Annotated in this window: 20 protein-coding genes and 1 pseudogene; 4 read left to right on the top strand and 17 right to left on the bottom strand. The window is 51.9% G+C overall.

The genetic code is table 11. The features are described from left to right. Positions 1–61 precede the first annotated feature (61 nt). From BLW34_RS16705 to BLW34_RS00590, 4 genes and pseudogenes are all read left to right on the top strand, one after another. Positions 62–196, top strand: a complete 135-nt coding sequence (locus tag BLW34_RS16705) for a hypothetical protein (protein ID WP_256203509.1) — start codon at positions 62–64, stop codon at positions 194–196. A 301-nt stretch (positions 197–497) separates the two neighbouring features. Continuing rightward, positions 498–896 (top strand): hypothetical protein, encoded by a 399-nt coding sequence (locus tag BLW34_RS00600; protein WP_218138707.1) that lies wholly within the window; start codon positions 498–500, stop codon positions 894–896. Positions 897–1703: 807 nt separating this feature from the next. Beyond that, a complete protein-coding gene (locus BLW34_RS00595; protein WP_371263896.1) occupies positions 1704–2459 on the top strand; it encodes a fatty acid desaturase family protein in 756 nt (251 codons plus the stop codon). 187 nt (positions 2460–2646) lie between these two features. Beyond that, positions 2647–2805 (top strand): annotated as a pseudogene (locus BLW34_RS00590) (DDE-type integrase/transposase/recombinase); the annotation flags it as partial. Positions 2806–2889: 84 nt separating this feature from the next. Here BLW34_RS00590 and BLW34_RS00585 read toward each other — a convergent pair. The 17 genes from BLW34_RS00585 to BLW34_RS00505 all read right to left on the bottom strand — a co-directional run bounded on the left by BLW34_RS00585 (position 2890) and on the right by BLW34_RS00505 (position 23606). After that, complete coding sequence (locus BLW34_RS00585) at positions 2890–3822, bottom strand: transporter (RefSeq protein WP_090574308.1); 933 nt, start codon at positions 3820–3822, stop codon at positions 2890–2892. A gap of 230 nt (positions 3823–4052) precedes the next feature. Further along, positions 4053–4928 carry a hypothetical protein gene (locus tag BLW34_RS00580; protein ID WP_090574306.1) on the bottom strand — a complete coding sequence of 292 codons (876 nt, stop codon included), beginning with the start codon at positions 4926–4928 and terminating at the stop codon, positions 4053–4055. Further along, positions 4925–5779, bottom strand: a complete 855-nt coding sequence (locus tag BLW34_RS00575) for a DUF2092 domain-containing protein (RefSeq protein WP_177165906.1) — start codon at positions 5777–5779, stop codon at positions 4925–4927. Before BLW34_RS00575 ends, BLW34_RS00580 begins: the two co-directional genes overlap by 4 nt. A gap of 34 nt (positions 5780–5813) precedes the next feature. After that, complete coding sequence (locus tag BLW34_RS00570; RefSeq protein WP_090574304.1) at positions 5814–6374, bottom strand: lipid-binding SYLF domain-containing protein; 561 nt, start codon at positions 6372–6374, stop codon at positions 5814–5816. 31 nt (positions 6375–6405) lie between these two features. Continuing rightward, entirely contained in the window at positions 6406–6711 is a 306-nt protein-coding gene (locus BLW34_RS00565; protein ID WP_177165905.1) for a DUF2934 domain-containing protein, read from the bottom strand. Positions 6712–7142: 431 nt separating this feature from the next. Further along, positions 7143–7943, bottom strand: a complete 801-nt coding sequence (locus BLW34_RS00560) for a bestrophin-like domain (protein WP_090574300.1) — start codon at positions 7941–7943, stop codon at positions 7143–7145. A 37-nt stretch (positions 7944–7980) separates the two neighbouring features. Then, entirely contained in the window at positions 7981–8766 is a 786-nt protein-coding gene (locus tag BLW34_RS00555; RefSeq protein ID WP_090574298.1) for a hypothetical protein, read from the bottom strand. 87 nt (positions 8767–8853) lie between these two features. Then, positions 8854–9144, bottom strand: a complete 291-nt coding sequence (locus tag BLW34_RS00550) for a hypothetical protein (protein ID WP_090574296.1) — start codon at positions 9142–9144, stop codon at positions 8854–8856. 108 nt (positions 9145–9252) lie between these two features. Further along, complete coding sequence (locus tag BLW34_RS00545; protein ID WP_218138706.1) at positions 9253–10275, bottom strand: hypothetical protein; 1023 nt, start codon at positions 10273–10275, stop codon at positions 9253–9255. Positions 10276–10650: 375 nt separating this feature from the next. Beyond that, positions 10651–12315, bottom strand: coding sequence for a lipoxygenase family protein (locus BLW34_RS00535; RefSeq protein WP_090574292.1), 1665 nt, complete (start codon positions 12313–12315; stop codon positions 10651–10653). A gap of 252 nt (positions 12316–12567) precedes the next feature. Continuing rightward, the gene (locus tag BLW34_RS00530) at positions 12568–14172 is read right to left on the bottom strand and encodes a peroxidase family protein (RefSeq protein WP_090574290.1); all 1605 of its coding nucleotides are present in this window, start codon (positions 14170–14172) and stop codon (positions 12568–12570) included. A gap of 60 nt (positions 14173–14232) precedes the next feature. Continuing rightward, a complete protein-coding gene (locus BLW34_RS15395; protein ID WP_143037835.1) occupies positions 14233–14415 on the bottom strand; it encodes a hypothetical protein in 183 nt (60 codons plus the stop codon). A gap of 47 nt (positions 14416–14462) precedes the next feature. Then, on the bottom strand, positions 14463–16115 hold the full coding sequence (gene pgi, locus BLW34_RS00525) for a glucose-6-phosphate isomerase (protein WP_090574288.1): 1653 nt from the start codon (positions 16113–16115) through the stop codon (positions 14463–14465). A 52-nt stretch (positions 16116–16167) separates the two neighbouring features. Beyond that, positions 16168–17814 carry a phosphoglucomutase (alpha-D-glucose-1,6-bisphosphate-dependent) gene (gene pgm / locus BLW34_RS00520; RefSeq protein ID WP_090574286.1) on the bottom strand — a complete coding sequence of 549 codons (1647 nt, stop codon included), beginning with the start codon at positions 17812–17814 and terminating at the stop codon, positions 16168–16170. A gap of 45 nt (positions 17815–17859) precedes the next feature. Next, positions 17860–19326, bottom strand: coding sequence for an efflux transporter outer membrane subunit (locus tag BLW34_RS00515; protein WP_090574284.1), 1467 nt, complete (start codon positions 19324–19326; stop codon positions 17860–17862). 1 nt (position 19327) lies between these two features. Continuing rightward, positions 19328–22519, bottom strand: a complete 3192-nt coding sequence (locus tag BLW34_RS00510; RefSeq protein ID WP_090574282.1) for an efflux RND transporter permease subunit — start codon at positions 22517–22519, stop codon at positions 19328–19330. 10 nt (positions 22520–22529) lie between these two features. Then, positions 22530–23606 (bottom strand): efflux RND transporter periplasmic adaptor subunit, encoded by a 1077-nt coding sequence (locus tag BLW34_RS00505; RefSeq protein ID WP_218138705.1) that lies wholly within the window; start codon positions 23604–23606, stop codon positions 22530–22532. Positions 23607–23674 lie beyond the last annotated feature (68 nt).

The following is a 23674-nucleotide window of genomic DNA, read 5'->3' as shown; positions in this document are numbered from 1 at the left end:
CCCCAATATTGCACGAAGGGAAATGTCAGTTCTCTTATAATTCTTTATAATTCAGTTACCTATGCCGAATAAAGAAAAGGAATTGCCAGTGACAAAGTGTATCCAGGAATCATTTAATTTTCCAGATGTAAAGAAGCGCACTGTTGAAGTGAATTTCCAGGGTGGAGATATCAGTGTGCCGCAGCAAGCGGCGTAAGAGATGAAAGCATGGCCCCTCGCAATCGGCTTGCAGGAGCAGGTTGCAAACCACCATAAGCGGCCCTGGTCAAGAGCCTGGGTCGTGAGCGTTATGGAAAAGGTGCTTTAATGCATCAGGTATGGATCAAGGAAGACGAACAACCGTGAACTGCTGTTCAAGTGGCTACCTATGTGAAATGTCAATAGACCCTAGTCAAAAAGAATAGATTTTTTATCACTTGTTAATAAGGATTATACCTACGTGTTCACACGTATTTATTTAGTCAGCGTATTTTGATAATTTATTGAAGTGTTACGATATGTCAAAGAAAACGGTATCTATTTTTCCTATACGTTGTTTTACTGAAGATTTTAGAGCGGAGTTGGCATTGTTGTTGCTGGCTTGTCTGGACAGTAAATGTGAAATTGATCTCATATCAAGGAGCAAGAGAATGAATAGAAAAGCAAGTTTTCAAGCTGTCGTATCCAACTTAGCCATTGCAACTGCATTATTGATAGCACCGTTGACGAGCTACGCAACCGAACAAGGTGAGCAACGCCGCGAAGCCCGAGACATAAAGCAGGATGCCCGCCAGAAGGCAAGAGAGACCAAGGCTGAATGCAAAGCGGGAGATGAAAAATCTCGGGCGGAATGCCGGCAGGACAAGCGCGAGACCAAGCAGGATGCTCGCAAGGAAGGACAGGACATCAAATATTAGCAGTGGAAAATACCTGATCTGGCCGAGGAAGCCCTATTTAACTATATTCGTGAGAAGCCGCGCATAAAATAGTTAACCCGAGTATTTCATAAATTGGCACGTGTCCTCACTTGCCTTTTGATTAATAAGAAAGATTTTGCTCAGTCGGGTGTATGAATCACTACACCCCTCTTTCTCAAAACTTCCCTATTAATCAAAATCCTGCGTGATCATCACGCGAATTTATGAAATATTCGGGTTAAGTGGTAGCATGTTGGGTCTCTTCAATTTTGCCCTGCTTGCCCTTCGGGATACTGCCTCGATTATCCAGATCACCTGAACTTTATTGCAGAATGATCTTGCTTGACGATTTGAGTAAGATATTTGACGCTTCAAACTGAATTCTCAAATCCCAGGTTCGAGCTCTGGTCTGGGGGGAGTCAAAATAAATCATGCGACAATGATATTAAGCAGTTCTTAGTAGGCGTATAGTAAACCGGTTGTGTAATTTACAATCTAGTTAAGGGAGCAAACAGAAAGAACGGATTCTTTCGATCTAAAACTGAGTCAGCTTCATACTTATGAAGGTAATTACAATAAAATTACCTACCATGATAATGGTTTTTGGAGTATTTCTTACTTTAAGGCAGATTGAAAATCAATAATGTTGAACTGAGAAAACTTTATCAACAACGCTGGCAACCCAACCTAAAGATACCTTTATTTTACTTAATCTGGATCGGATTGGGAGTAGTTTGTTGGAATTCTCCCCACTGGATTATTACGTGGCTGTGTTATCTTGCAATGGGGTACATGCAGATGGGTATCATGACTTTTATGCATGAATGCACTCATAGCGTTCTATTCAAAGCAACGTGGAAGAATTGGGCATTTGGTACTTTCGCCATCATACCCATGTTTATTTCATTCATTTCATTCAAAGAAGATCATCTCATTCATCATCGCCATAATCGTACTCAAAAAGACCCCGATGCATTTACAATGGGCAAACGTGAGATTGGTGATTATATCCTTTTCTATGCGTACGCCTTGGTGGGAATATTTCTTACTGCGATTCAGTTTACGTTTATTTTTCCAGTACAAAAATTTAGAGGTGTCAAGGCTCTGATTCATTGGACTGAAATTGTACTGCATATAACTTTAATGGTCGCCGTTTTTTACTGGGCATCTAATCAAAGCATCGCATCTGAAGTTTTTGCAATTTGGTTTTGGCCACTCATATTTTTTGGATTTTTTAATAGCATTCGCTTTGTGGCAGAGCATTACGGAACGCCCTGGAACTCTGGACAACTTGCCGGCACTCGAACCATTATCAGTAATCCGATAAATTCTTGGTTTTGGAATAATATTAATTACCATATTGGGCATCATGTATATCCTGCTGTACCTTGGTATAACCTCCAGAAATTACATGCTTTGATGTTGCCTGAAATCGAACGTCAAAACGCAATTATTGATAAAAGTTATTTTTCTGTCTTTTTGAATGCCATGATAAGAGGACCGGAAAGTCTAGAACAAAATAAAAAACTCAACGCTGCTCGTGTAGTTGTAAACTCATTTTGACGTCCTCACCTGCCTGAAGAAAGGTGATTCCTACGGTGCTAAACAAGGGCAAGCCGTGGCTTTACGATGCCATCATAACTGCGGTTGCTACCACGAATTCTTCCTGAGCCATCAGCTACGCTTGCGTAAGGATCTTCCTTTTGCCTATTTTGGGCTCTGTTGCAGAAAATAAGAAGAGTAGAATCATTGGGTTCAGTATTATGCTCCAGCGATGGAAAAACGCCTGCGGTGGCTGTGGAAACCGACCATGGGCTATAGCTGGCGGGTGGATGAGACTTATGTGAAGGTCAAAGGAAAGTGGACGCATCTATACAAAGCCATTGATAAGTGCGGCAACACGATCGACTTGTAAATAGCGGAATTAATGTCAATGATCTCTCGCATTCGATCCAACAATGGGCTTTGATCTTTGCTGAACTGGCAACATGAATTAATGTTCTCCACCGAAGCGGTATTGCCAGTTAATTCCCATTGCGCTGAAATCACTGCCAGTACGAACCGAGACACCGGTATGGAAGAAAATCTTGACCGAGTTATAGCGGTTCACAGGCAGCGCAAGCGTAGCACCTATGCGTGAATTTTCCAGCTTGTCGTTATTTTCCACACCATCGAGCGTGGTTCGTCCGCCAGTATAAAAGGTGCCATCCACCGCTGCCCAGATACCGTAGCCGAAGCTGTAAGTGAGGTGCCCCTGCAGAGAATAGAGCGGATCCTGTTCGCGGGCTCTGCCACCGAAAAAATCGTCGTTTTCTGTGTAAAACCGGATGCCTCCGGCTAACTCTAATGTCAAGCGCCCCAGGCTCTTGGAAACCCCGATCTCCGGCTTGATCGACCAGCGGTTGGTGCCGATATTGAGCAGATGGTCTTCGTCATACTGGCCGCTGGGTGCGGTCACCTCTACACTCGCGCCGACTATCGTATCCTGTCTGTAGTTTGCAAAATCTTTCATGGAAAGTGCGGGCGCGCCATAAAGATTGACTGCAAAGCGAAATCTTGTATCGGCAGGTCCGGATACTTCACGCTCGCCAGATTGGTCCTTAACCGTGGCACTGCCCGAGGCCCAGGCATAGGGCTGCACCACATCGAACTTGGCGGACTTACCAAAGAAATCCAGCGAACGCGCGTACGCAAAAAGCGTGGTATGAATCTCAACCTGGGTATTCTCAATCGGCAGAGCAGGATCGGTAGCCACGCCGCCTGTTGTATAGTTGTAGCCCGCAATCAGAAAATTAAGCCCTACCGGGGCATTGGTATAGGCGCGCGGTTCGATTTCCTGCCCTTTGGCAGCCAACGCAGTCAGAGCAAGCATCGCTGCAGCAAACCGAATTAACCTTAAGCCTTCATGCCGATAAAGCCTACTCATTCGACCCCGTAGTCAATAAATAAGATGCGGTGGTACTGCTCTAGCCCGAATATTTCATAAATTGGCACGTGCGAATTTATGAAATATTCGGGCTAAAAGGCTTCAGGATAACCTATCGATGGCAAACCTTTTTTAGTTGATTGCAAAAAGGGCCGGGGTATTACCCCCGGCCCAAAAGATTTGATCTTTCAATATGCCTAGTCGAAGTAAGCGGCCCCTCGACTCATTGCCTAAAAGGGTGCGGGTACAGGCATATACATGACGCCACTGCTCCCGTAAGCCTGAGTATACCAGGCAGTCCCACATTGATAGTAGGTCACTCCGCTGACAACGGTCGTGTTGGGGGTGCAGGGCAAGCCTGCGGAACCGGAAGGAGGAGCGGTATAAACGACTGTTGAAGAAGGTGCCGCAGTCTGCTCGGCGGATGACTGACCCGCTGCATACCCGACCACCCCACCTACCACTGCAGCACCAATCGCGAGCGCTGCCACTTCACCGTCATCCCAGTCATCGCCATCATCGTAGTGTCCATGATCGCCGTAATAATCGCCGCGGTGCTCCGCATAAGTCTGCCGGGTATCCGCCCGGGCTTGAGCGCGTTCCGTACTGCCCTCCTGCCGGGACTGTGTGCGTTCTGTACGTCCCTCCTCGTGTACGCCAGCCTTCTCAGTCGAAGCCTGCTGCCGGCCTTGCCGGGTCTCCCCTCGGCTTGTGGACGCGGTTTGCGCGGCCTGAGATCGGCTGGCCGTCTGCGCGGTCTGAGATCGGCTGGTTGTTCGCGATGCGGTCTGCGCAGCCTGCGAACGGCTGGCCGTTCTCGATGCGGAGGCGGCTGGAGCTCCGGTGCTCCTTGCGCCGGCTTGAGCCGGAGTTCCGGCACTCCTTGCGCCGGCTTGTGCTTGCCTAGAACCGGACGAGAAGCTGCCGCTCGCGGCAGCGCCACTACGAGAAAAACTGCCACTAGCCTTCTTCGCCCCGCCAGTGGATGCCCTTCCCCCCCCTCCACCGCCGCCACGCGTACGGGCCTCGGCCTCAGCCACGGTACCTATCAAAAAAATGAGTGTGACCGCGATCACGGTCATGATCAAGTAAGATTTGGTCTTCATTTCCGCCCCCCGGTTTTCGCTGGATTGGTTAATCTCTCCGCTGCAATTTTGGGCAACTCTGCGGCAAAGGAAATCCTCTGCCCCCCCTTAGGCGGGGTAAATGCAAACAGGGAATCCTTAACCTCAGGCGTCAGATTCCAGTTGGAAAACTGTGCCCGGTAAGCCGGCTGACCTTCTGCATTTTTATAAGTCAACACTATCCGAAGCGGCAATGGTTGAACGTCATCAGCAATCCAGACCTGATAATCGACCGTTTCAGTGCGTCCTGCCAAATGATGGGTTAGAACCCCATCAATAACGGTACTCTCCACATAATCAAGCTCCTGGGTACGGCGATCGAGTTCTGTTGGGAACTGGCTTGTCAGGAGCATAGCGAGCGGCAACCTCATACCGAGATCCCTGAGAAAATACCTGATTGCCTCATCGATCCCGCCGGGTTTGGATGTCTGCGCATAAACATTCTTTGACGGACTGAATACAGTGATTTCCTTGCCATCGTACTGGACCAGATGCTGCTCGCCATCGCTATGCTCTACTTCGACGCGCAGTCCGTTAGGCCGGCTCACGATGACTTTCCGGCTCTCGCCGAATTCAATCTTCTGACCGGATTCCTGCAGCACTTCATAGCTCGATTCGAGGTTAACACTGAACCGTGGCGTCTTGGCCAGGAATTCGGCCATGCCCATGAGGATATCCTTTGCTGTCAGCTCTGCGACCACTTCCGTACCCGCTTGCGGGGCTACCAAAGGCTCGGGTCGTGTCAGCGCATGTTGATGGGCACAACCTAGGGTGGTCATCAGGACCGATACGTACAGTAAAGTACGTATGCACGTTTGTCTTTGGGTCTTCATGGGCCATCTCCTTTAACTGATAATATCGATCCGGTCAGGGTGTAATCCGGGAGATCTTAGACCCCTGCAAACCCAGGCCAGCCATTAAACCTTGCTGCCCAAAAATATAGGCATAGACATCATCCTTAAGCGTCGTAGTAGTTAACGTCTTGGCCACGCCAGCATCCACAATCACGACACTCGGGCCTATGCCGACTTCAAATCCAGCGCTGCTATCAAGAGCGGCAAGCACCTTGTCGTTCATGAAGAACATCGCATAGCTAAACGACTGTACGCCGGCTTGCAAACCGTATGAGCCCGCAACAATGTTATAGTACCCGGTTGTTCTACCCCCTTTACGCATCGCGCCTTTCCCGTACTGAGCCCCCGCGATAAATCCTGCCTTGAGAATATGTGGAAACACCAGGATCCCTTTCGCGCGCGCCGCCAAGTCCCTTGCCTCGGGCTGATTCTGATAAAGCTGCGCTAAAGCGATATCGACTTCACGGTCAATCTCTGCCGCAGCCTTTAGATCTCCTTGCCCGCTGCCGGTAGCGCAGCTAACTAGCATCGAAGCAATAATCAAAATTGAGCAAATCATTAAGTTGGTTTTCATACTGCTTCTCCTTTTGATGTTACGTTGGTTTTCATACTGATTCTTCTTTTGATCTGGTTATGTCGCCGAACAGTGAAGAGTGAGGAAATATCTCAATGGCGGCACGAAGAAATAACGCAAGCGGCAATTCCTGGGACTTGGGCATCCAACGCTTAAGCTCGGCTTTAGCCGCAAGCCAGTCATCGGGATCATGATCGGGAGTGTAGCCACGCTTTGCGTAGTGATAGTAGGCAGCCGCGCGAATCATCGCTTCGTGCTGCTCAACATTTACAGTCTCTCGCCACATCATCTTGGGATCGCTTTGCTGGTTAATCACGATGCGTGTCTGTTTAGTCATATTTGTGTCCTCCATCGTTGAAGATGAGGGGTACGAAGCGCGGACAGGCTACGCCCGCCTGCTAAGCACCCCTTAGCACCCTTCGGGGCTGTCAGGTTAGCTTGACAGCCCTAACCACACCGACCAGGGCCTTTGGTATATAGAAAAAATAAACGTCTTTTTTTATTAAGCTTTGATGCTTTACTAGATTATCGAAATATGCTCACTAAAAAAATACGTGCAAACACGTAGAAGCAACCTTTATTAACCAGCGATCAAAAAATCTTTTTTGGACTCAAGCTATGCAATACGTCAAAAGCTTGATGCCTTCCTGCCTTTCAGGCGGATCTGCCCAATCACCAGAAGTGGTAACCCATACCCAATAGGTATTGGCAGCACCCGTCACCTCAAATTCTCCACGCCTCCTCGCTCCTTTTGCCAGTTTTTGACTTTCAAGGTGATTCCATACTTTTTCTGAGGGCTACCAACACCCGATCCACGGAATCGATCCGAATCAGACCTAAACGAGGGTATTCGATATTGAGGATCACATAGACCGTGCCCGCAATGATGGCGGCGAATATCACCGCATGAGTCAAGCTATGTCCCCGTGCGCCTGCCGTCGTATAACCGGCCAATACCGAACTTATCAACGCCAGACTGAATAGCATCACGAAGATGATGGTCGGTGGATGCATCTCCAGCGCAACAATAGTGCGTTGCGTAGCGATGTCGAACATTTCATTTAATGCCGCCAACAGCAAGAGGGCAGGTGGAATTGATTCCGTCTCCTGGTAGGCTTTTACCGCTGCTGACCAAATTTCACCTTGCAGCGCATTCGCGCGAACCAAGGCAGCTTCCGAAGCTGCCAGATCAGGTAGCTTCTGATAAACCTCCAGACGCGCATCCAGGTATTGCCGAAACAAAGCGCGCAGTGCCGGCTGCGCTCCGACCGACAACAAATCCAGCCGGAGGTAAGCAGTTCCGATGGCATTCGCCTCTTTGATCACCAAATCTTTCCGATCATCAAATCTTGAAACGGCTCCGGAGAAAGTGAAGGCAATCAGCAACCCCAACAGCCCGAAGATGGCACCGTCGAGCAGCCCCGAGGAAGTGTGCTCGCTTTCCGATTCTGGCAGCCATCGAGCGCCTATATACCGGCCAATCCCAAAGGCAAGCAGCAGGCCGATGAATAACCCTAGTGAAGAGAAGCCCACAATACTTACAATTTGAGTGTATTCAGTGTAATTCATCTGTTAATTTACCCTGCCTATCTGGTTTTATACCTTGTCAGGATTTCGGCTTGTCGACCAGCACCCTCGCAATTTTCCTCTGTTTGTTATAGATGAGCATGGCTGAAACATCCATTTGCTCGACAGCCGCAACCATGCCGACATCAGCTACAAAAAACCGGTACTGGGTATCATTGAGCGAGGCAGGACCTATCTTTCCCTTGAAGGTCCATTTGACCAGAACCGCATCGAAGCTGCCTGCCGGTACCGTGACTTTATAGGCGCCCATGTAACGGTAATCGATGTTCAACGAGCCCGTGTGAGTTTGTTCGTCCGGGTTGCTCAAGTCGAAGACTTTCATACCGACCGTTATGTTACGTTCCTTACCAGGCGCCAATCCTTGCAGCATCAAAGGCTCGCCAGGCAAATACTGAGTCATGACGCCTTCCTCGTTATCGGTAGCACCCGTCACGATATAATCGCCATTAGCCTTCGCGTTGATGAAAAAAATGAACCTGGCTCCGGTGTCATATCGCCAGGTCGTTCCGCCGCCGTCTTGTTTCAGCAGAGTAGTTTGATGATGCTCGACTTTGCCTTTATCCGGCCCGCTCACGAGACGATAGTTTCTAGCGCTAACATTAATAGCAAGATACCGGGTAGTATCGGCAAGCGCTGGCGCAGGAATAGCTTCCCCAACAACCCCCTTTCCCAAATACTTCTCGATCGCCAGGCGATCCTCTTCCGGCAAAGGAATTACTGAGCCATCTCCTGCGGATTGAGCAAGACCACCCTGCAACGCAAGGATCATAAATACAAACAGAGAAGACCCTATATTGGTTTTCATTGATTTAACTCCTGGTTTGTTTATCAAAAATTGCTGGCAGCTTAGCGGATACTCCTTTGTTGCGCGCCGATCTCAAGTCGATTGAATTTATCCGGGCGGCGCGGATTCTTTCTCGTTGAGGAGCGCCCGCTCAGTAATCTCTTTATAAAGATGCACCGCCTGTGCATACACCCCCTGGTATTCCGGATTCCGGTCAACGAGGGGCTTAATCTCTTCGGCTCGCTCGAGCAGCTTCTGGAGAAAATCGATATCCCACTCGATCAATTGCTCGCCACGGTCAACCTTTTTCTTGATTTCAAAGGCTCTTGGCAGTGTCTGCGTGGTAAGTCGCTCCAAAAGCGCTATCCCCACCCCAAGATCTTTCTCATTGCCGGTCATGTTTTCCTCCTCATAATGGATTTAAAAAGATCGCGCTGGCAGCCCTCGCTGCAACAGCTGTCGTAGTAACAAAAATCATGCAACGCTTTGTTCCCGCCAGCACTGCGTTTACAGGTAACGTTGCGCCTCCCGCCAGAGATCCCGCGGTTCCGGTATGTCAGCTCGTGCAATACGTCCTAAAAGTATGATTCTTCGCTCCCCCGTACCTGAAAAAATCTCGGTCAACACAATTTCTTTTGATGCTGCTGATGAATCTTCAATCTTGATTCCCATGGAATCAAGGCGCAGGCGAATCTCACGAGAGGCAAGCCAGGCTGCAGGATGGCTTAAGGTATCAACAACACAAGCAAGGCTCTCTTCCAGATCAAGATTATCGGTATGAAATTGTCCAAGTTCCCCATCAATGGTTTCGATCTCCGCTTCCAGAGCGGCAAGGTCAGGGTGCTGCCGCTCGAGATCGGTCAGCATTGCATCAAGCCCCCAACTTCCTGTCTTCATGGCTGCGAGCTTTTGTTTCAGGAGATGCCGTTGGCGATCCAGCTCCCTGCGTTTGCCTTGCTCACCTGCAATGCGCTCCAGAGCCTTTTCGATCAAAAAATCAAAGGCGCGTTTCTTCAGTTCGCGGCGAGTATCCAGCTCACTGCTGGCGGGCCCAAGGTAACGATAATTGAAAAAATTCACAGTGACTTGCATGACATCGCGGCGCAGGGTGTCACCAACGAGTTCTACCCCGAACACCTTGCGCTCCTCCATGTCCATACTCAGCAGACCGAAAATCTGCTCGGGAACCGGCCCGGTCAAATTCGTCAGGTAATCGCGTACAGTTTTGAAGCCCCCGAAAACTTCGCGCAAGTGGTCGGTGGAAACAAAGAATGTGCGTAAAAATGGATTCGCGCCAAATGCCCGCGGACTTATTTCTATCGGTGCAGGCAAGGCGTCGACAAGGGAGATCACGTAGGTGACAGCGCGTTCCGCAGGCTGATGAAGCCGTTTTCGATACTGCCCAATGGCACGGATACGCCGATCCGTGCCGTCCACTGCTCGCTCGATGGCTGTCTCGATCAAGGCCTCATCCAGACCTTCCGTCCGCTCCGCTGGCGTTGTGAACAGCGAACTCAGAAAACGCAACATACGCTACCTCGTTATAAGATTGAGGATCGCTTATAGGAAAAAATAAGCAGTCTTTGTTATTAACCCCTGATGCTTCAATAGATTATTAGAATAGGCTGATTAAAAGAATACGTATAAACACGTAGGGACAAGCTTTATTGACAAATGATCAAGAAATTGACCTGATCAAGTATTTTGTAATCATCCAGTTAAGTAACTTTTTTAAGTTGCTGCCATTTCAGCTTCAAATTGGATCGGACTTTTATAATCCAGATAAGAATGTAGTCAATGACGGTTATAGGAATGTACTAGCTCACATTGAGGCACGCTTCGGCGTATCGCTCAGTGACGGTCAAGCCATCATAAGTTCTGCAATGCAATCTTGAATCCACTTCATTAAACAGTTACACCGTTTGGGATTAACCTTGGATTCATGCGATCATAAGTGACCGAGCGGTTGTTATTTCTTCGATCAATTTGTTCCTCTATTTTCTCTAACTGGTTTCTGAACCGCGTTATCGCATCGCGTGCTTCAGGATCGAATTGCTGCAGGGGGTACTGCCCAATCCGGTTGACACGGAAATTTGTCAGGAAATAGGTCCACGTTTGCGAATAAGCAGCCCGGAATGCTGGTTGGAACTTCAATAGTTCAGCCGCATCGATTCCAGTGTTTTTTCCCATCGGAGGGGGCGCATAAGCCGAATACGGCATATTGGGAACAAATCCCGGATATTTGTATTGATTGAAATGAATGCACGAATGAAAAGCAGTGCATAGAAAAATGATATGACCAAGCGTCTCGGTGAGTTCTTGCTTAGACTCGAATTTGGCAGGAAACCCGGGGATTCTACCGCGATCTTGTACGCTGATATCATTTGCCCATGCCTGAATTTCATAGTCCTCGGTAACATCTGCTTCAGATTTGTAATATACATCGACATATTCTTTGACAAAGCTTTGAATTGCGTTCCATAACAAAATTCCATCATCGCGATAAGGATAAAAAAGATCAGGATTATCGACTTCCCGGTTCGCAATATCATTAGGAAAAGCGGATGCTCTAAAGTTAAAGCTCGTCATGCCATTGGCCATGCACTGAATCGTCGCGTCATAATCTCCAGCAAATAACTCCCCGAACCGGCCAGGACGTCCCTTTCGATCTTTCAGGAAAGTGTGCTGGTGATTAACATTGAGTGTATATTGAAGATGTGGATTTAATAGAACATAGAGTGGATGAGATTTATAAAGCTGCCTACGTGAGGCCATAATGATGGCTTCCATGACATAATGAATACGGGTCGCATGGGTATAAAGTATGTGGTGGTTGCCGTCAGCAATTTGAGCAAACATTTTTGCCGCCAACCAAAGATTGCCGTCTTTTGAAGTATAGATTGGATTGTCGGGCCCAGGATCTTGATATAGCTGTATTGCGATCGGTCGCAACATGCCATCTGATTGCAGAAATAACACTACAATCGGCGTTGTGACATATTGCTTGCGGCCACCATCGATATGCCCGGGGTTTAGCTGCAATATATCCAGGGCCGCATAGTCCAGGACATACACGCGTTTTTGTTCAATGGCCGCCGCATAATCAATCTCATCAATTTGATCCTCAAAAATGCGTCGCATTTGAAATTCTGACAGTTTTTCTGGTAGAGGATGCTGATGGGTTACGGCGCGCAATACGACTGGATTTACCCCAATAACACGTTGCAAACCAAATATCAGATCTTGCTGGAAGCTATCGACCAGATCTGGGTTTGGCGGACTAAACGGATAAAAAACATAGTCTTGATAACTTTCCATTGGCTTGCCGAGCAAATAGCGCAAATAAGTAGCCAATAGGCTAGGCAAGCTTGGAATCAACTGTAACAGATTTAACCCTCCACGCAGCCAATACCCAATGCCGGGTATCTCCCGGCACGGTAACTTACGTACGACAGCGATAGTATTGGCATACTCATATGCGTATTGATATTTAGCCTGCATATCAAGAAGATAATTTTTCCGATTTTCTATCTTGCGTATATTTTCTTCATTTTGTGGTAGCTTATTCATCGTGCGATGCTCCTTTACAAAAGAGGAATTCGTTCGGTTTCCAGGATTATTTCGCTATCACTTCCACATTTAAGCTAAACAACCTCTTAACCCGAATATTTCATAAATTGGCACGTGCCCTCACTTGCCTTTTGATTAATAAGAAAGATTTTGCTCAGTCGGGTGTATGAGTCATTACACCCCTCTCTCTCAAAACTTCCCTATTAATCAAAATCCTGCGTGATCATCACGCGAATTTATGAAATATTCGGGTTAGCTGTCTGATGACACAGCAGATGTTCTGAAGCTTGCAACGATGTCGCTGTCCTTTACATTACGTTTAACAATATCCTCAAGCGCGTTTGTTTCCTCGATAACGAATTGTCCAACTTTCGAAAATGTCATTTCGTTATGTACATAGGTCGATACAAGGGGGTTGGTCAGCGCGTGGGTAAATGCATCGTACCCAACCATACGTACCATAAGGCGGCCAAGACTAAAACCTTCATCATGATCTTCGGCAAATATACCGACTTGCCATTCCAGATCCTCGATCCGGTCATGATAGAGTTCCTTCAGTTCCCGCTGTAGTTCGGGATCATCCGTGAGTTCCTCAAAACTCCTCAAGCGAGGCATGCTGAATGCCTCGCGATAATCATTGAATGAACGCAACTTGGCCTGCCGTCCCATCTCAATGGTGTGCTCCATGACACTTCGATTATCATCACCAATGGGTAGCGGATCAAAAAAGAAACCCGGGGTGTTGTATAGCCCAACACGGCCGGCTCTTTGCATCGAAGCAGCCGTTATCAATGGCCCAACACCATATTGCGTTACTAAAGGCGTATTGTTACGAAATTCATCTAGCTTGAATCGCTTATTACCGACCATGTAGTATTCCGGCACCATTGAGTGCCATCGGTAGAGGAGATTAAATTCCAAGGAGATCCAGTTGGCGCGGTACCAGCGCTGCCTTTCCGCCATACCCGGTGTGGGATCAAGGGTAAAATCAAACCGTGTAAAGTGCGAAACGTAATCCCGTAAGACGACTTTAATCAGCAGGACAATCATGATGTTTCTAGCTGTCTGAAATAAGCGCTCATCATCCCACTCTGAATAGGTTTCTTTCAGCAAGTCACAAATTCGATTGTGTTCGCGCAGCATGATAGTATTCATTAGAGTATAGCCAATCGACGAATTGCCGTGCTCCAATCCTGTGGCAAACATGCGTTTTAACCGCTCCTCAGGAACATTGTTAAAAACAAATTCCAAAACAAAGCGGGGATGCAGCTTCTCAAATTCCTTATCAGCGAACACCCAATTACCCGTGGTCGTTTCTTCAACGTTAAAAAGGTAAGGAGGAAAAATTTCTCCATCGATCATTTGATGCTTCAGCTTTCCATCTTTTTTTAGCCGCAAATAATGGGTAATTTCTTCACGCAAACCATAGATCTGGCAAAGATCGATTTCGTGATTTGAGGTATTTCTCCGGCGATCGCGAAAATCCGTCCTCAGAAAACTGTCAGTAAACCATTGGGCGAAGAAAGAAAACAATATGCTGGTATCGACCGACGGGATTTCTTTATTTTCTTTTCTTCTCCATAGATTAGCGACTCTCCCCATACTCGGAAGATTCTGTTCTCCTTCCGCTTCTGGCAGATGCCGCCCAGTGAATGTTCTATCCGTCAATGATTGCCATGTTGTATAAGGTGCAGCCATGGAAAACGGTCTAGGACGAGGGTTCGTGGCATAGGCCTGCCAATTGATATAATTGTCACTGATAAACCGCCGCAGCCAGGTTATGCGCGAGGCCATCCTGCCAATCCATGGAAACCTATTTACCAGCCGAAAAGCAATCTGAAAAAGAAACTCGTCCATAATCTCACCCCCTTTTTATTTATGTGGCAAATCATTGATGGCTTACATTCTTCTTAGTCCTTAAAACATATGCGGTCGATGGTCACGAACAGATAGCGTTTGCCTGCTTCCGTCTACACTTCGACGATATCGATAGGGATGTAGCCGATAGGCTATTTCTTGAATCTTTTCTTCGCAAGCTGCCCGCTTTCGATCTCCGGTAGGCGGCAGGAGATGCCGTGCCGTTGCAGGGAGGCGTCGCATAGCCTATTCCTTTCTCCAGGCACTCAAATCCACGGCAGCCGGGTTCATCAGGAAATCCCCTTGAAGCGTCGATAGCGACGGATCAGTTGATTGGTGGAACTGTCATGTTCGAGTACAGGCTCTGCCTGGCTTTCCAACTCCGGGATGATACGCTGAGCCAGCACCTTGCCCAGCTCCACTCCCCACTGGTCGAAGGGATTGATTCCCCAAATCGCGCCCTGAGTAAAGACCGAGTGTTCATAGAGGGCGACCAGCTTACCGAGCGTCTCGGGCGTAAGCTGCTCGGCGAGGAGGGTGTTGGACGGGCGGTTACCCTCAAAGATGCGATGCGGCACAAGCCAATCTGGTGTGCCTTCAGCCTTCACTTGTTCGCTGGTTTTGCCAAAGGCCAAGGCTTCAGATTGGGCAAAGACGTTTGACATCAGGATATCGTGGTGCCGCCCGAGCGGGTTAAGCGTCTCGATGAAGGCGATAAAGTCGCAAGGAATCAACCGGGTGCCTTGATGAATCAACTGGTAAAAGGAATGCTGGCCGTTGGTCCCCGGTTCGCCCCAATAGATTGGGCTCGTGTTATAGCTGACCCTGGATCCATCAAGCGTAACTTGTTTGCCGTTGCTCTCCATCGTCAGTTGCTGCAAATAGGCAGGGAATCGTTTCAGGTACTGCTCATAGGGCAACACGGCCACGGCCTGAGTGCCGAAGAAATCGGTGTACCACAACGTGAGCAAGCCCATCAGCACCGGCAGATTGTTCTCGAATGAAGCCGTCCGGAAGTGTTCGTCCATCTGGTGAAAACCATTGAGCATGGCACGGAAATGGACTGGCCCGATCGCCAGCATGGTCGAGAGACCGATGGCCGAGGCCATGGAGTAACGCCCGCCCACCCAGTCCCAAAATCCGAACATCTGGGCAGGATCGATACCGAACTTCGCCACTTCCGCCGCATTCGTCGATACCGCGACGAAATGCCTGGCGATCGCCTTGCGGTCTCCCCCGAAAGCAGCGAGTGACCAGTCGCGGGCCGTGTAGGCGTTCGTCATCGTCTCGAGCGTGGTAAAAGTCTTGGAAGAAACGATAAAAAGGGTCTCTGCCGGATCCAGATCGTGGACTGCTTCCGCGAAGTCGCTGCCGTCGACATTCGATACAAAGCGGAATGTCATGGTCCGCTCGCTGTAATGTTTCAGTGCCTCATAGGCCATCACCGGACCGAGGTCGGAGCCGCCGATGCCGATATTGACGACGTTGCGAATGCGTTTGCCGGTATACCCCTGCCACGCGCCGTTCCGAACACGGTCGGAAAAGTCAGCCATCTTGTCGAGGACGGCATGCACCTGGGGAACGACGTTTTCGCCGTCCACGATGATGGAAGCCCCTTTCGGTGCGCGCAGCGCCACATGCAGCACAGCGCGGTTCTCCGTGATATTGATTTTCTCACCGCAGAACATGGCGTCGATCCGCTGGCGAAGTTCGCATTCTTCGGCGAGCTGCATTAAAAGCTTGAGCGTTTCGTCGGTAATGAGGTTTTTCGAGTAATCAAGGTAGAGACCCGCCGCCTCGGCCGTCATATGCTCGCCGCGCCGGGGATCATCGGCAAAGAGCGTCCGGAGATGGAGGTGGCGAACATGTTCGTAATGCGCTGCCAAAGCTTTCCATGCATTACGCTCGGCGAGGGGCAGGGTTTGTTCTACTACAGTTGTCATGATGAAAGTCTCCTCTAATTTGCCGTCTGCATGGCCGCGCCACTTTGAAACATTACCATGCGTCGCTCACTGCAGCGCTCACGATTTCCTGCGCCTCGCTCACGATCGCCTCCAGGTGAGTCTGATCCTTAAAACTCTCCGCATAAATTTTGTAAATGTTCTCGGTGCCGGAGGGACGGGCTGCAAACCACCCGTTGTCAGTCACCACCTTGAGACCGCCAATCGGCGCGTTATTACCCAGGGCACTGGTCAGCTTCATCCGGATGGGCTCGCCCGCGAGCTTGGGTGCTGCAACCGCTTCCGCTGACAATTTTGCCAGTTTCGCCTTCTGCGCAGGGGTCGCAGGGGCATCGATCCGCGTGTAATACAGTGTACCAAACTCGGCCTCCAGTTCCTGGTAATGCTCGCCGGGGTCCTTTCCTGTATTGGCCGTGATCTCGGCCGCCAGCAAGTCCATGATCAGACCGTCCTTGTCCGTGGTCCACACGGTGCTGTCATGCCGCAGGAAGCTGGCTCCGGCGCTTTCTTCACCACCGAAACAAAGCGAGCCGTCAAGCAACCCTGGCACGAACCACTTGAAGCCCACCGGCATCTCATACAATGGATGGCCCAGCTTGTTGACCACGCGGTCAATCATGCTGCTGCTGACCAGAGTCTTGCCGACAGCCACGTGGGCAGGCCATTTCCGGTGAGTTAGCAAGTAGTGAATAGCGACCGCCAGGTAGTGGTTGGCATTCATCAACCCTACGGACGGCACGACCACGCCATGCCGGTCGGCGTCCGCGTCGTTTGCAAAAGCGAGACGGTATTGATCCTTGAGACCCAGGAGCCGGGCCATGGCGTAGGGACTGGAAGGATCCATGCGGATTTTGCCGTCATGGTCGACCGTCATGAATGAGAATGTGGGATCGATCGTCGGGTTCACGACAGCAATATCCAAGTGATAGACGGCGTTGATAGGCTCCCAGTAAGGTGCTGCCGCGCCGCCGAGCGGATCGGCAGCCAGCTTCAAACCGGCTGCACGGATGACGTCCATATCGACCACGTTGCGCAGATCTTCGACATAAGGCATCACAAAATCATCCTGATGCGTCGTGTCTGCCTGGAGAGCGGATGCGAAGGGTTTCCGCTTGACGCTGAGGTTCTCTTGGCGCAATAGCTCGTTGGCCCGCTGCTCGACCCACTTTGTGACATCGACATCAGCGGGCCCACCGTGGGGTGGGTTGTACTTGAAACCGCCATCCTCTGGCGGGTTATGCGAGGGCGTGATGACGATACCGTCAGCGAGATGTTCGTTACGATCCCGGTTGTAAACGAGGATCGCCCGTGAGATCACCGGTGTCGGCGTGACGCCGTCATTCTTCTGGATGATCGTTGTGACACCATTGGCTGCCAGCACCTCCAGCGCAGTCCGCTGAGCTGGCCCCGACAAAGCGTGCGTGTCTTTGCCCAGGTAGAGCGGCCCGTCAATACCCCGGCCCTGCCGGTAGTCACAAATGGCCTGGGTAATCGCCAGAATGTGCGCCTCGGTGAATGATCCGTGCAGCGGCGAACCTCGATGCCCACTGGTGCCGAAACTCACTAACTGGGCAGTATCTGTCAAGTCGGGACGGCGCGCGTAATACTCCCGTTCAAGTCTTGCCAAATCAACGAGTATCTCTTTGGGAGCCGGTTTGCCTGCATCAGGGGAAATCGCCATAATTCGTATCCTTTGATGATAAGTAGCATAACATAATTAAAACAATCATTTATCTTCCGGCAAGCTATCCTCTCTCACCGGTTTCACCGTCATGAACCGTGGCTTCGGCGCGAGCTTCTCGGCTTCGTCAATCCAACCGCCGCCCGTTGCCTTATAGACGTTCACCAGTTCAGTATAACGCGCGGCCTTCGAGCGCACTGCGGTAAGCTCTGCGTTAAAGAGTTCGTTCTCCGAGTAGAGCACCTCGATATAGTCCGCATAGCCGTTATCGAACTTGAGCCGGGAAAGACGCGCGTACTCCTTAAGCGCCATGGCGCGCTTTGCCTGAGCCTCGGCTTCTTCGCGCCGCTTCACTGCGCCAATAAGCGCGTCGTTCGTTTCACGGAAAGCGTTGAGGATGATGGCCTGGTAGAAGGCAAGCGCTTCCTGCTGGGCTGCTTCCGCGGTTTTCACCTGTCCTTCGATCGCGCCGAAAGTAAAGATCGGCCCCGCAAGTCCGGCAGCCACCGACCATGTGCTGGCCGGCCCTGTCAGGAAGTTGCCGAATGCGGTGCTCGCCGAGCCGAGCAGACCGGTGAGCGTGATGGTCGGGTAATAAAATGACTTTGCCACGCCAACATTGGCATTGGCAGCTACGAGGTTCTGCTCGGCCTGCACAATGTCGGGCCGGCGCTCCAGCAGCGTCGAAGGCAAGTCCGGGGGAACCGCTGGAGCGATGAGTTCGTCGATGGTGCTGCCGCGCGGGATCGAAGTGGGATTACGTCCGAGCAGGATCGAAATGAGATTCTCCTGCGCGACGATCTGCTGCTCGATGGATGGAATCGCGGAGAGGGCCAGCTGGTATTGCGACAGTGCCTGGGAGAGTTCCACCTGCGACACCACGCCGCCTTGGTAGCGCAGCTCGAAAATCCGCAGCGTATTCGCGTAGTTGGCCGCGCTGGCACGCACGATCTCGAGCTGGCGGTCGAGCGCGCGCAATCCAATGTAACTTGCCGCAACGCTCGTCACAACCGAGAGGATGACCCCCCTGCGGCCCTGCTCGCTGGCAAATACCAGCGCCTGGGCAGCTTCGCTCTGGCGGCGGATGCGCCCGAACAGGTCGATCTGCCAAGACGCGTTGAGTGCGCCACGATAGAGCGCGTAATAGGGGTCAGTGCCCGGCGGAAGAGGGGTCAGCCCACGTTCCGTGGCGCGGTTACGGCTTGCGTCCGCGTTGTAGCCGATCTGCGGGTAGAACTGCGCGCGGGTGGTTTGCAACGCGCCGATGAACTGATCCACCCGAGCGGCGGCGGCCTGGATATCCCGGTTTTCATGCAACGCCGTCTCAATGAGCGCGTTGAGCGCCGGATCGCCGAACTCAGCCCACCAGCCGACGTTCGCGACCGCTGCCGCCTGCGGATAGTCAACCCGCCATTTCTCGGGCGTCTCGATCACCGGACGCAGATAATCGGGGCCCACCGCACATGCGGTGAGTAAACCAGCTGCGAGCATGGGAAGAACGATACGGCGCATGTCAATCGCCCTCCACTTTTGCAGGCGATACTTCTGTGGGCGCGGATGCGGGTGCACCCTCATCCTGCCCCCCCTCAGGCGCTTTCTTGCCAGCGAACTTCGCGCTCATCGATTCCAACAACCAGAAAAACAGCGGCACAAAAAAGATTGCGATCAGCGTGGACGCGAGCATCCCGCCAATCACGCCGGTGCCGATCGCGCGCAGACTGTTCGCGCCGGGCCCGGTCGCGATCGCGAGCGGCACGCAACCAAGGATAAAGGCGAATGAGGTCATCATGATGGCGCGCAACCGCAGTCCCGCCGCCTCAATAGCCGCCTCCCGCGGCGGCATGCCGTGACGGACGCGCTCAATCGCAAACTCGCAAATCAGAATCGCGTTTTTTGCAGACAGCCCGACCAGTGTCACCAAGCCGACCTGGAAATAAACATCGTTCTCGAGCCCAAGCAGCCAGGTCAGCAGCAGCGCACCCAGGACGGCGAAGGGAACGGTGAGCACCACTGCAATGGGAAGCGTCCACTTCTCGAACTGCGCAGCGAGCAGCAGAAACACCACGATCAGACCGAAAATAAAAGCTGATGAAGAAGTCCCCCCGGCACCCTTTTCCTGCAGCGCCTGTCCCGCCCAAGCGTAGGCAAAGTCGCCAGGCAGTATATCGCGCGCCACTTCCTCCATCGCCCGGATTGCGTCTCCCGAGCTGTAACCGGGAGCCTGGCTGCCAGTAATCTTCACCGCCGGAAAGCCATTAAAGCGCGTCATCAGCTTCGGCGAGGCAATATAGCGAGTCGTGATCAACGATGAAAGTGACACATTAGCGCCATTTGACGAGCGAACATAGACCTTGCTGAAATCCTCCGGGTTCACACGGTAGGTCGCATCAGCCTGGATAATGACGAACCATACGCGACTGAACTGCGAGAACTGGCCAGCCACCTGGGAACCGAAGTAGGCCTGCATCGTGTTGAAGACATCGGCCACGTGCACGCCTAGCACTTCGGCCTTGTTACGATCGAGATCGACGAACAGCTGTTGGCTGTTCGCACTGAATGTCGTGTTCACTGCCTGCAATTCCTTGCGCTCGCGCGCCTTGGCAAGGAACGCCTTGAGCGCAGCATCAGTAGCGCGCGGATCACCCGAACCGCGGTTCTGGATGTAGAACTCGAAACCACCCGTGGTGCCTAAGCCGGGGATCGAGGGCGGATTGACCGCGAAAGCCTTGCCATCCTTGTGTGTTGCGAACTGCGCGTTAAGCCGCTTCAGTGTATCGAATGACAGCAGACTCGCATCCTTGCGTTCCTCAAAAGGTTTCAGCAAACCGAACATGAGCGCAGCGCTGTTGTTCTGCTGACCATCGACAAAACTGTAACCGTTGACCGTACCGACATCCTGTACGGCGGGATCCTTGAGCACGATCTGCTCCAGTTCTTGGCTGAAACGGCTCGTGACGTTGAGACTGGCCGTGTCGGTAACCTGGGCAAGCACGAAGAAATAACCCTGGTCCTCTTCCGGCACAAAGCTTGCCGGCAGAATACGGAACATCAGCAGGATGCCGACCACCACCCCGCCGAACACAATGAGAGAAACCGGCCACAGTTGCATGACGCGAGCAACGTTACTCAGGAATCCGCGCTGGAGAGACTCGAACGTGTTTTCGAATGCCTGGAAAAACCGGTTCTTCTTGCCGTGATGCGCCTTGATGATGATTGCGGCCAGCGCCGGTGACAGAGTCAACGCAATGATTCCCGAGATCACCATCGAAATGGCGATGGTAACCGCGAACTGCTTGTACAGCGTTCCAGTCACCCCGCCAAGAAATGCAACTGGCAGGAACACTGCCAGCAGCACCAGCACAATCGAAATCAGCGCACCCGCAATCTCTGTCATTGCCTCTTTGGCGGCGGCCAGTGGGCTTAACCCTTTCTTGGTGATGTTTGTTTCGACGTTCTCGACCACCACGATGGCATCGTCCACCACCAGTCCGATCGCGAGAATCATACCGAACATGGTCAGCATGTTGACCGAGAACCCGAGCATATACATGCCGACGAACGTGCCAATGATCGACACCGGCACCGCCAGGATCGGAATGACGGTCGCCCGCAGTGACTGCAGGAAGACAAACACGACCAGCACCACCAGCACCACCGCCTCAAAGAAGGTATGCACCACCTTATCGATCGAGTAGAGGGTAAACTGGCTAGTATCGAGCACGATCTTGTAATCCAGGCCGGTAGGAAATTTCGCCTTCAGCTCCTCCATTTTCTTGCGTACGCCCTTGGCAGTTTCCACTGCATTCGCGCCCGGCTGCTGATAGACGCCGATCGTGGTCGCAGTCTTGCCGTTCATGCGGCTCGGCATGGAGTAATCCCGCCGGGAAAGCTCGACCCGCCCGATATCCTTGATGCGGACGATGGCAGCACCCTCCTTGGCAGTGCGGACGATGATGTTCTCAAACTCCTCCGGCTTGGTGAGCAGGCCTTGCGCCGTCACCACGAACTGCTGCTCCACAGAGGGCGGCACCGGTGGCGCGCCAAGCTGGCCAATGCCGAAAGTTTGATTCTGACTCTGGATCGCGCTACTCACTTCGCTCACCGTGATGCCAAGCTGGGCCATGCGGTCAGGACGTAACCATACACGCATCGCAATATCGGGGAGCCCGAACACCGAGGAGCGGTTCGCCCCTGGCACACGCTTCAACTCATCGAGCACGTAGAGATTGGTATAGTTGGCGATATAGGCTGAGTCGTAGCGTTCGTCGGGCGAGTAGACCGACACCACCATCATGATGCTGGGCGATTTCTTATCTACCGTAATCCCCTGCTGGGTCACCACCTCCGGCAACTGAGGCATCGCCTGGCTTAAGCGGTTCTGCACGTTGACCTGATTAATATCCGGGTTGCTGCCTTGCTTGAACACGACGACGATCTGCACGTTGCCGCTCGAGGAGCTGGTTGAATAGAAATAGAGCAGATTGTCCAGCCCGTTCAGTTGCGCCTCGATGGGCGCCGCTACATTGTTTGCGATCACCTCAGCGGTGGCGCCGGGATAGCGCGCATCAATCGTAACCTGCGGTGGCGCCATATCGGGATACTGCTCGATTGGCGAGACAGACATCGACACCGCGCCTGCGAGTACGATCAAGATCGAGATGACAGCGGAGAGAATCGGACGGTCGATAAAAAAGTGAGTGAACATGGCGCCGCCCCTACTTCTGCCCAGCCGCGACGGGATTCACCACTGCTTCATCCTTGTCCGCAGCCGGCTCCATGATCTTGACCGGCTGACCGGGAACCACCTTGAGCACGCCGTCCACCACGATCCGGTCTCCGGCCTGGAGTCCAGTCACGATCACGATGTCTTTCTCGCCCTCGTAGTCACCGACCACCACTGGCCGCACCTCTGCAGTCCCGTCCGGCTTGATCACGTACACAATGTGACCATTCGAGCCCTGCTGCACCGAGAGCTGCGGCACCACGACCGCGTTGGGCCGCAGCGCACCTTTCAGGTATGCCGTCACGAACATGCCGGGACGGAGCTCCCTCTCTGGATTTGGCAGCACCGCGCGCACCATGAACGAGCCGGTATCCTGGCTGAACGAGGGATCGGCAAAATTGATCTTGCCTCTCTCTGCAAATGGCGTGCCGTCAGGGAGAACCAGCTCTACCTCATAATCTAGGCTCTTTGGCATAACAATCAGCTCTTTTTGGCTTTCCTCGCGCCAACGTGCCATCAGATTCTGCGAAACGCTGAATGTAACCCAGATCGGATCGATCGCGGCAACGTAGGTAAGGTTCGCAGTCTCCGTCATCGCATTCACATACGCCCCCTCGCGCTGGAGTGAGCGGCTCGCCAGACCTGTTACCGGAGAATGGATGGTCGTATAACTGAGATTCAGCTCAGCTTCTTTGACTTTCGCGCTGGCCGCAAACACGGCCGCTTTCGATGCGTCGAATTCGCCCTGCGCCCGATCCAGATCTGCCTGGGAAAGTGCGTCCTGCTCGGTGAGCGGCTTGACGCGCTTGAGATTGGCACTCGCTGTTTTAAACCTTGCCTGCTGCGCCTGCAGCTCACCGCGGGCAGCCTCCAGTTGAGCCTTGAACGGCTTGGGGTCGAGCTGAAACAGCACTTGCCCTTCCTTCACCAGATCACCTTCCTGGTACGCAATGCGGTCGAGGAAACCCGAAACGCGAGCGACAATATCGACTTGGCGCGAACTTTCGGTCTGCGCAACGAAACTGGGCGTATAGGAAATATCCCGTGGCGTTACGGTCAGCACGGTCACCTCGGGCGCCGGGCGTGGCTGTGGTGCAGACGTTTCCTTTGAGCAGCCAGCGAGCGCGGCGAAAGCAA

The organism is Nitrosomonas sp. Nm58 (assembly GCF_900107335.1).
Classification (GTDB): domain Bacteria; phylum Pseudomonadota; class Gammaproteobacteria; order Burkholderiales; family Nitrosomonadaceae; genus Nitrosomonas.
This window is presented reverse-complemented; position numbering and strand designations above follow the sequence as displayed.

What these genes read in the sequence shown, in the direction of transcription:
- BLW34_RS16705 (WP_256203509.1), top strand. Translation starts at nt 62, where the DNA reads ATGCCGAATAAAGAAAAGGAATTGCCAGTGACAAAGTGTATCCAGGAA.
- BLW34_RS00600 (WP_218138707.1), top strand. Translation starts at nt 498, where the DNA reads ATGTCAAAGAAAACGGTATCTATTTTTCCTATACGTTGTTTTACTGAA.
- BLW34_RS00595 (WP_371263896.1), top strand. Translation starts at nt 1,704, where the DNA reads ATGACTTTTATGCATGAATGCACTCATAGCGTTCTATTCAAAGCAACG.
- BLW34_RS00585 (WP_090574308.1), bottom strand. Translation starts at nt 3,822, where the DNA reads ATGAGTAGGCTTTATCGGCATGAAGGCTTAAGGTTAATTCGGTTTGCT.
- BLW34_RS00580 (WP_090574306.1), bottom strand. Translation starts at nt 4,928, where the DNA reads ATGAAGACCAAATCTTACTTGATCATGACCGTGATCGCGGTCACACTC.
- BLW34_RS00575 (WP_177165906.1), bottom strand. Translation starts at nt 5,779, where the DNA reads ATGAAGACCCAAAGACAAACGTGCATACGTACTTTACTGTACGTATCG.
- BLW34_RS00570 (WP_090574304.1), bottom strand. Translation starts at nt 6,374, where the DNA reads ATGAAAACCAACTTAATGATTTGCTCAATTTTGATTATTGCTTCGATG.
- BLW34_RS00565 (WP_177165905.1), bottom strand. Translation starts at nt 6,711, where the DNA reads ATGACTAAACAGACACGCATCGTGATTAACCAGCAAAGCGATCCCAAG.
- BLW34_RS00560 (WP_090574300.1), bottom strand. Translation starts at nt 7,943, where the DNA reads ATGAATTACACTGAATACACTCAAATTGTAAGTATTGTGGGCTTCTCT.
- BLW34_RS00555 (WP_090574298.1), bottom strand. Translation starts at nt 8,766, where the DNA reads ATGAAAACCAATATAGGGTCTTCTCTGTTTGTATTTATGATCCTTGCG.
- BLW34_RS00550 (WP_090574296.1), bottom strand. Translation starts at nt 9,144, where the DNA reads ATGACCGGCAATGAGAAAGATCTTGGGGTGGGGATAGCGCTTTTGGAG.
- BLW34_RS00545 (WP_218138706.1), bottom strand. Translation starts at nt 10,275, where the DNA reads ATGTTGCGTTTTCTGAGTTCGCTGTTCACAACGCCAGCGGAGCGGACG.
- BLW34_RS00535 (WP_090574292.1), bottom strand. Translation starts at nt 12,315, where the DNA reads ATGAATAAGCTACCACAAAATGAAGAAAATATACGCAAGATAGAAAAT.
- BLW34_RS00530 (WP_090574290.1), bottom strand. Translation starts at nt 14,172, where the DNA reads ATGGACGAGTTTCTTTTTCAGATTGCTTTTCGGCTGGTAAATAGGTTT.
- BLW34_RS15395 (WP_143037835.1), bottom strand. Translation starts at nt 14,415, where the DNA reads ATGCGACGCCTCCCTGCAACGGCACGGCATCTCCTGCCGCCTACCGGA.
- pgi (WP_090574288.1), bottom strand. Translation starts at nt 16,115, where the DNA reads ATGACAACTGTAGTAGAACAAACCCTGCCCCTCGCCGAGCGTAATGCA.
- pgm (WP_090574286.1), bottom strand. Translation starts at nt 17,814, where the DNA reads ATGGCGATTTCCCCTGATGCAGGCAAACCGGCTCCCAAAGAGATACTC.
- BLW34_RS00515 (WP_090574284.1), bottom strand. Translation starts at nt 19,326, where the DNA reads ATGCGCCGTATCGTTCTTCCCATGCTCGCAGCTGGTTTACTCACCGCA.
- BLW34_RS00510 (WP_090574282.1), bottom strand. Translation starts at nt 22,519, where the DNA reads ATGTTCACTCACTTTTTTATCGACCGTCCGATTCTCTCCGCTGTCATC.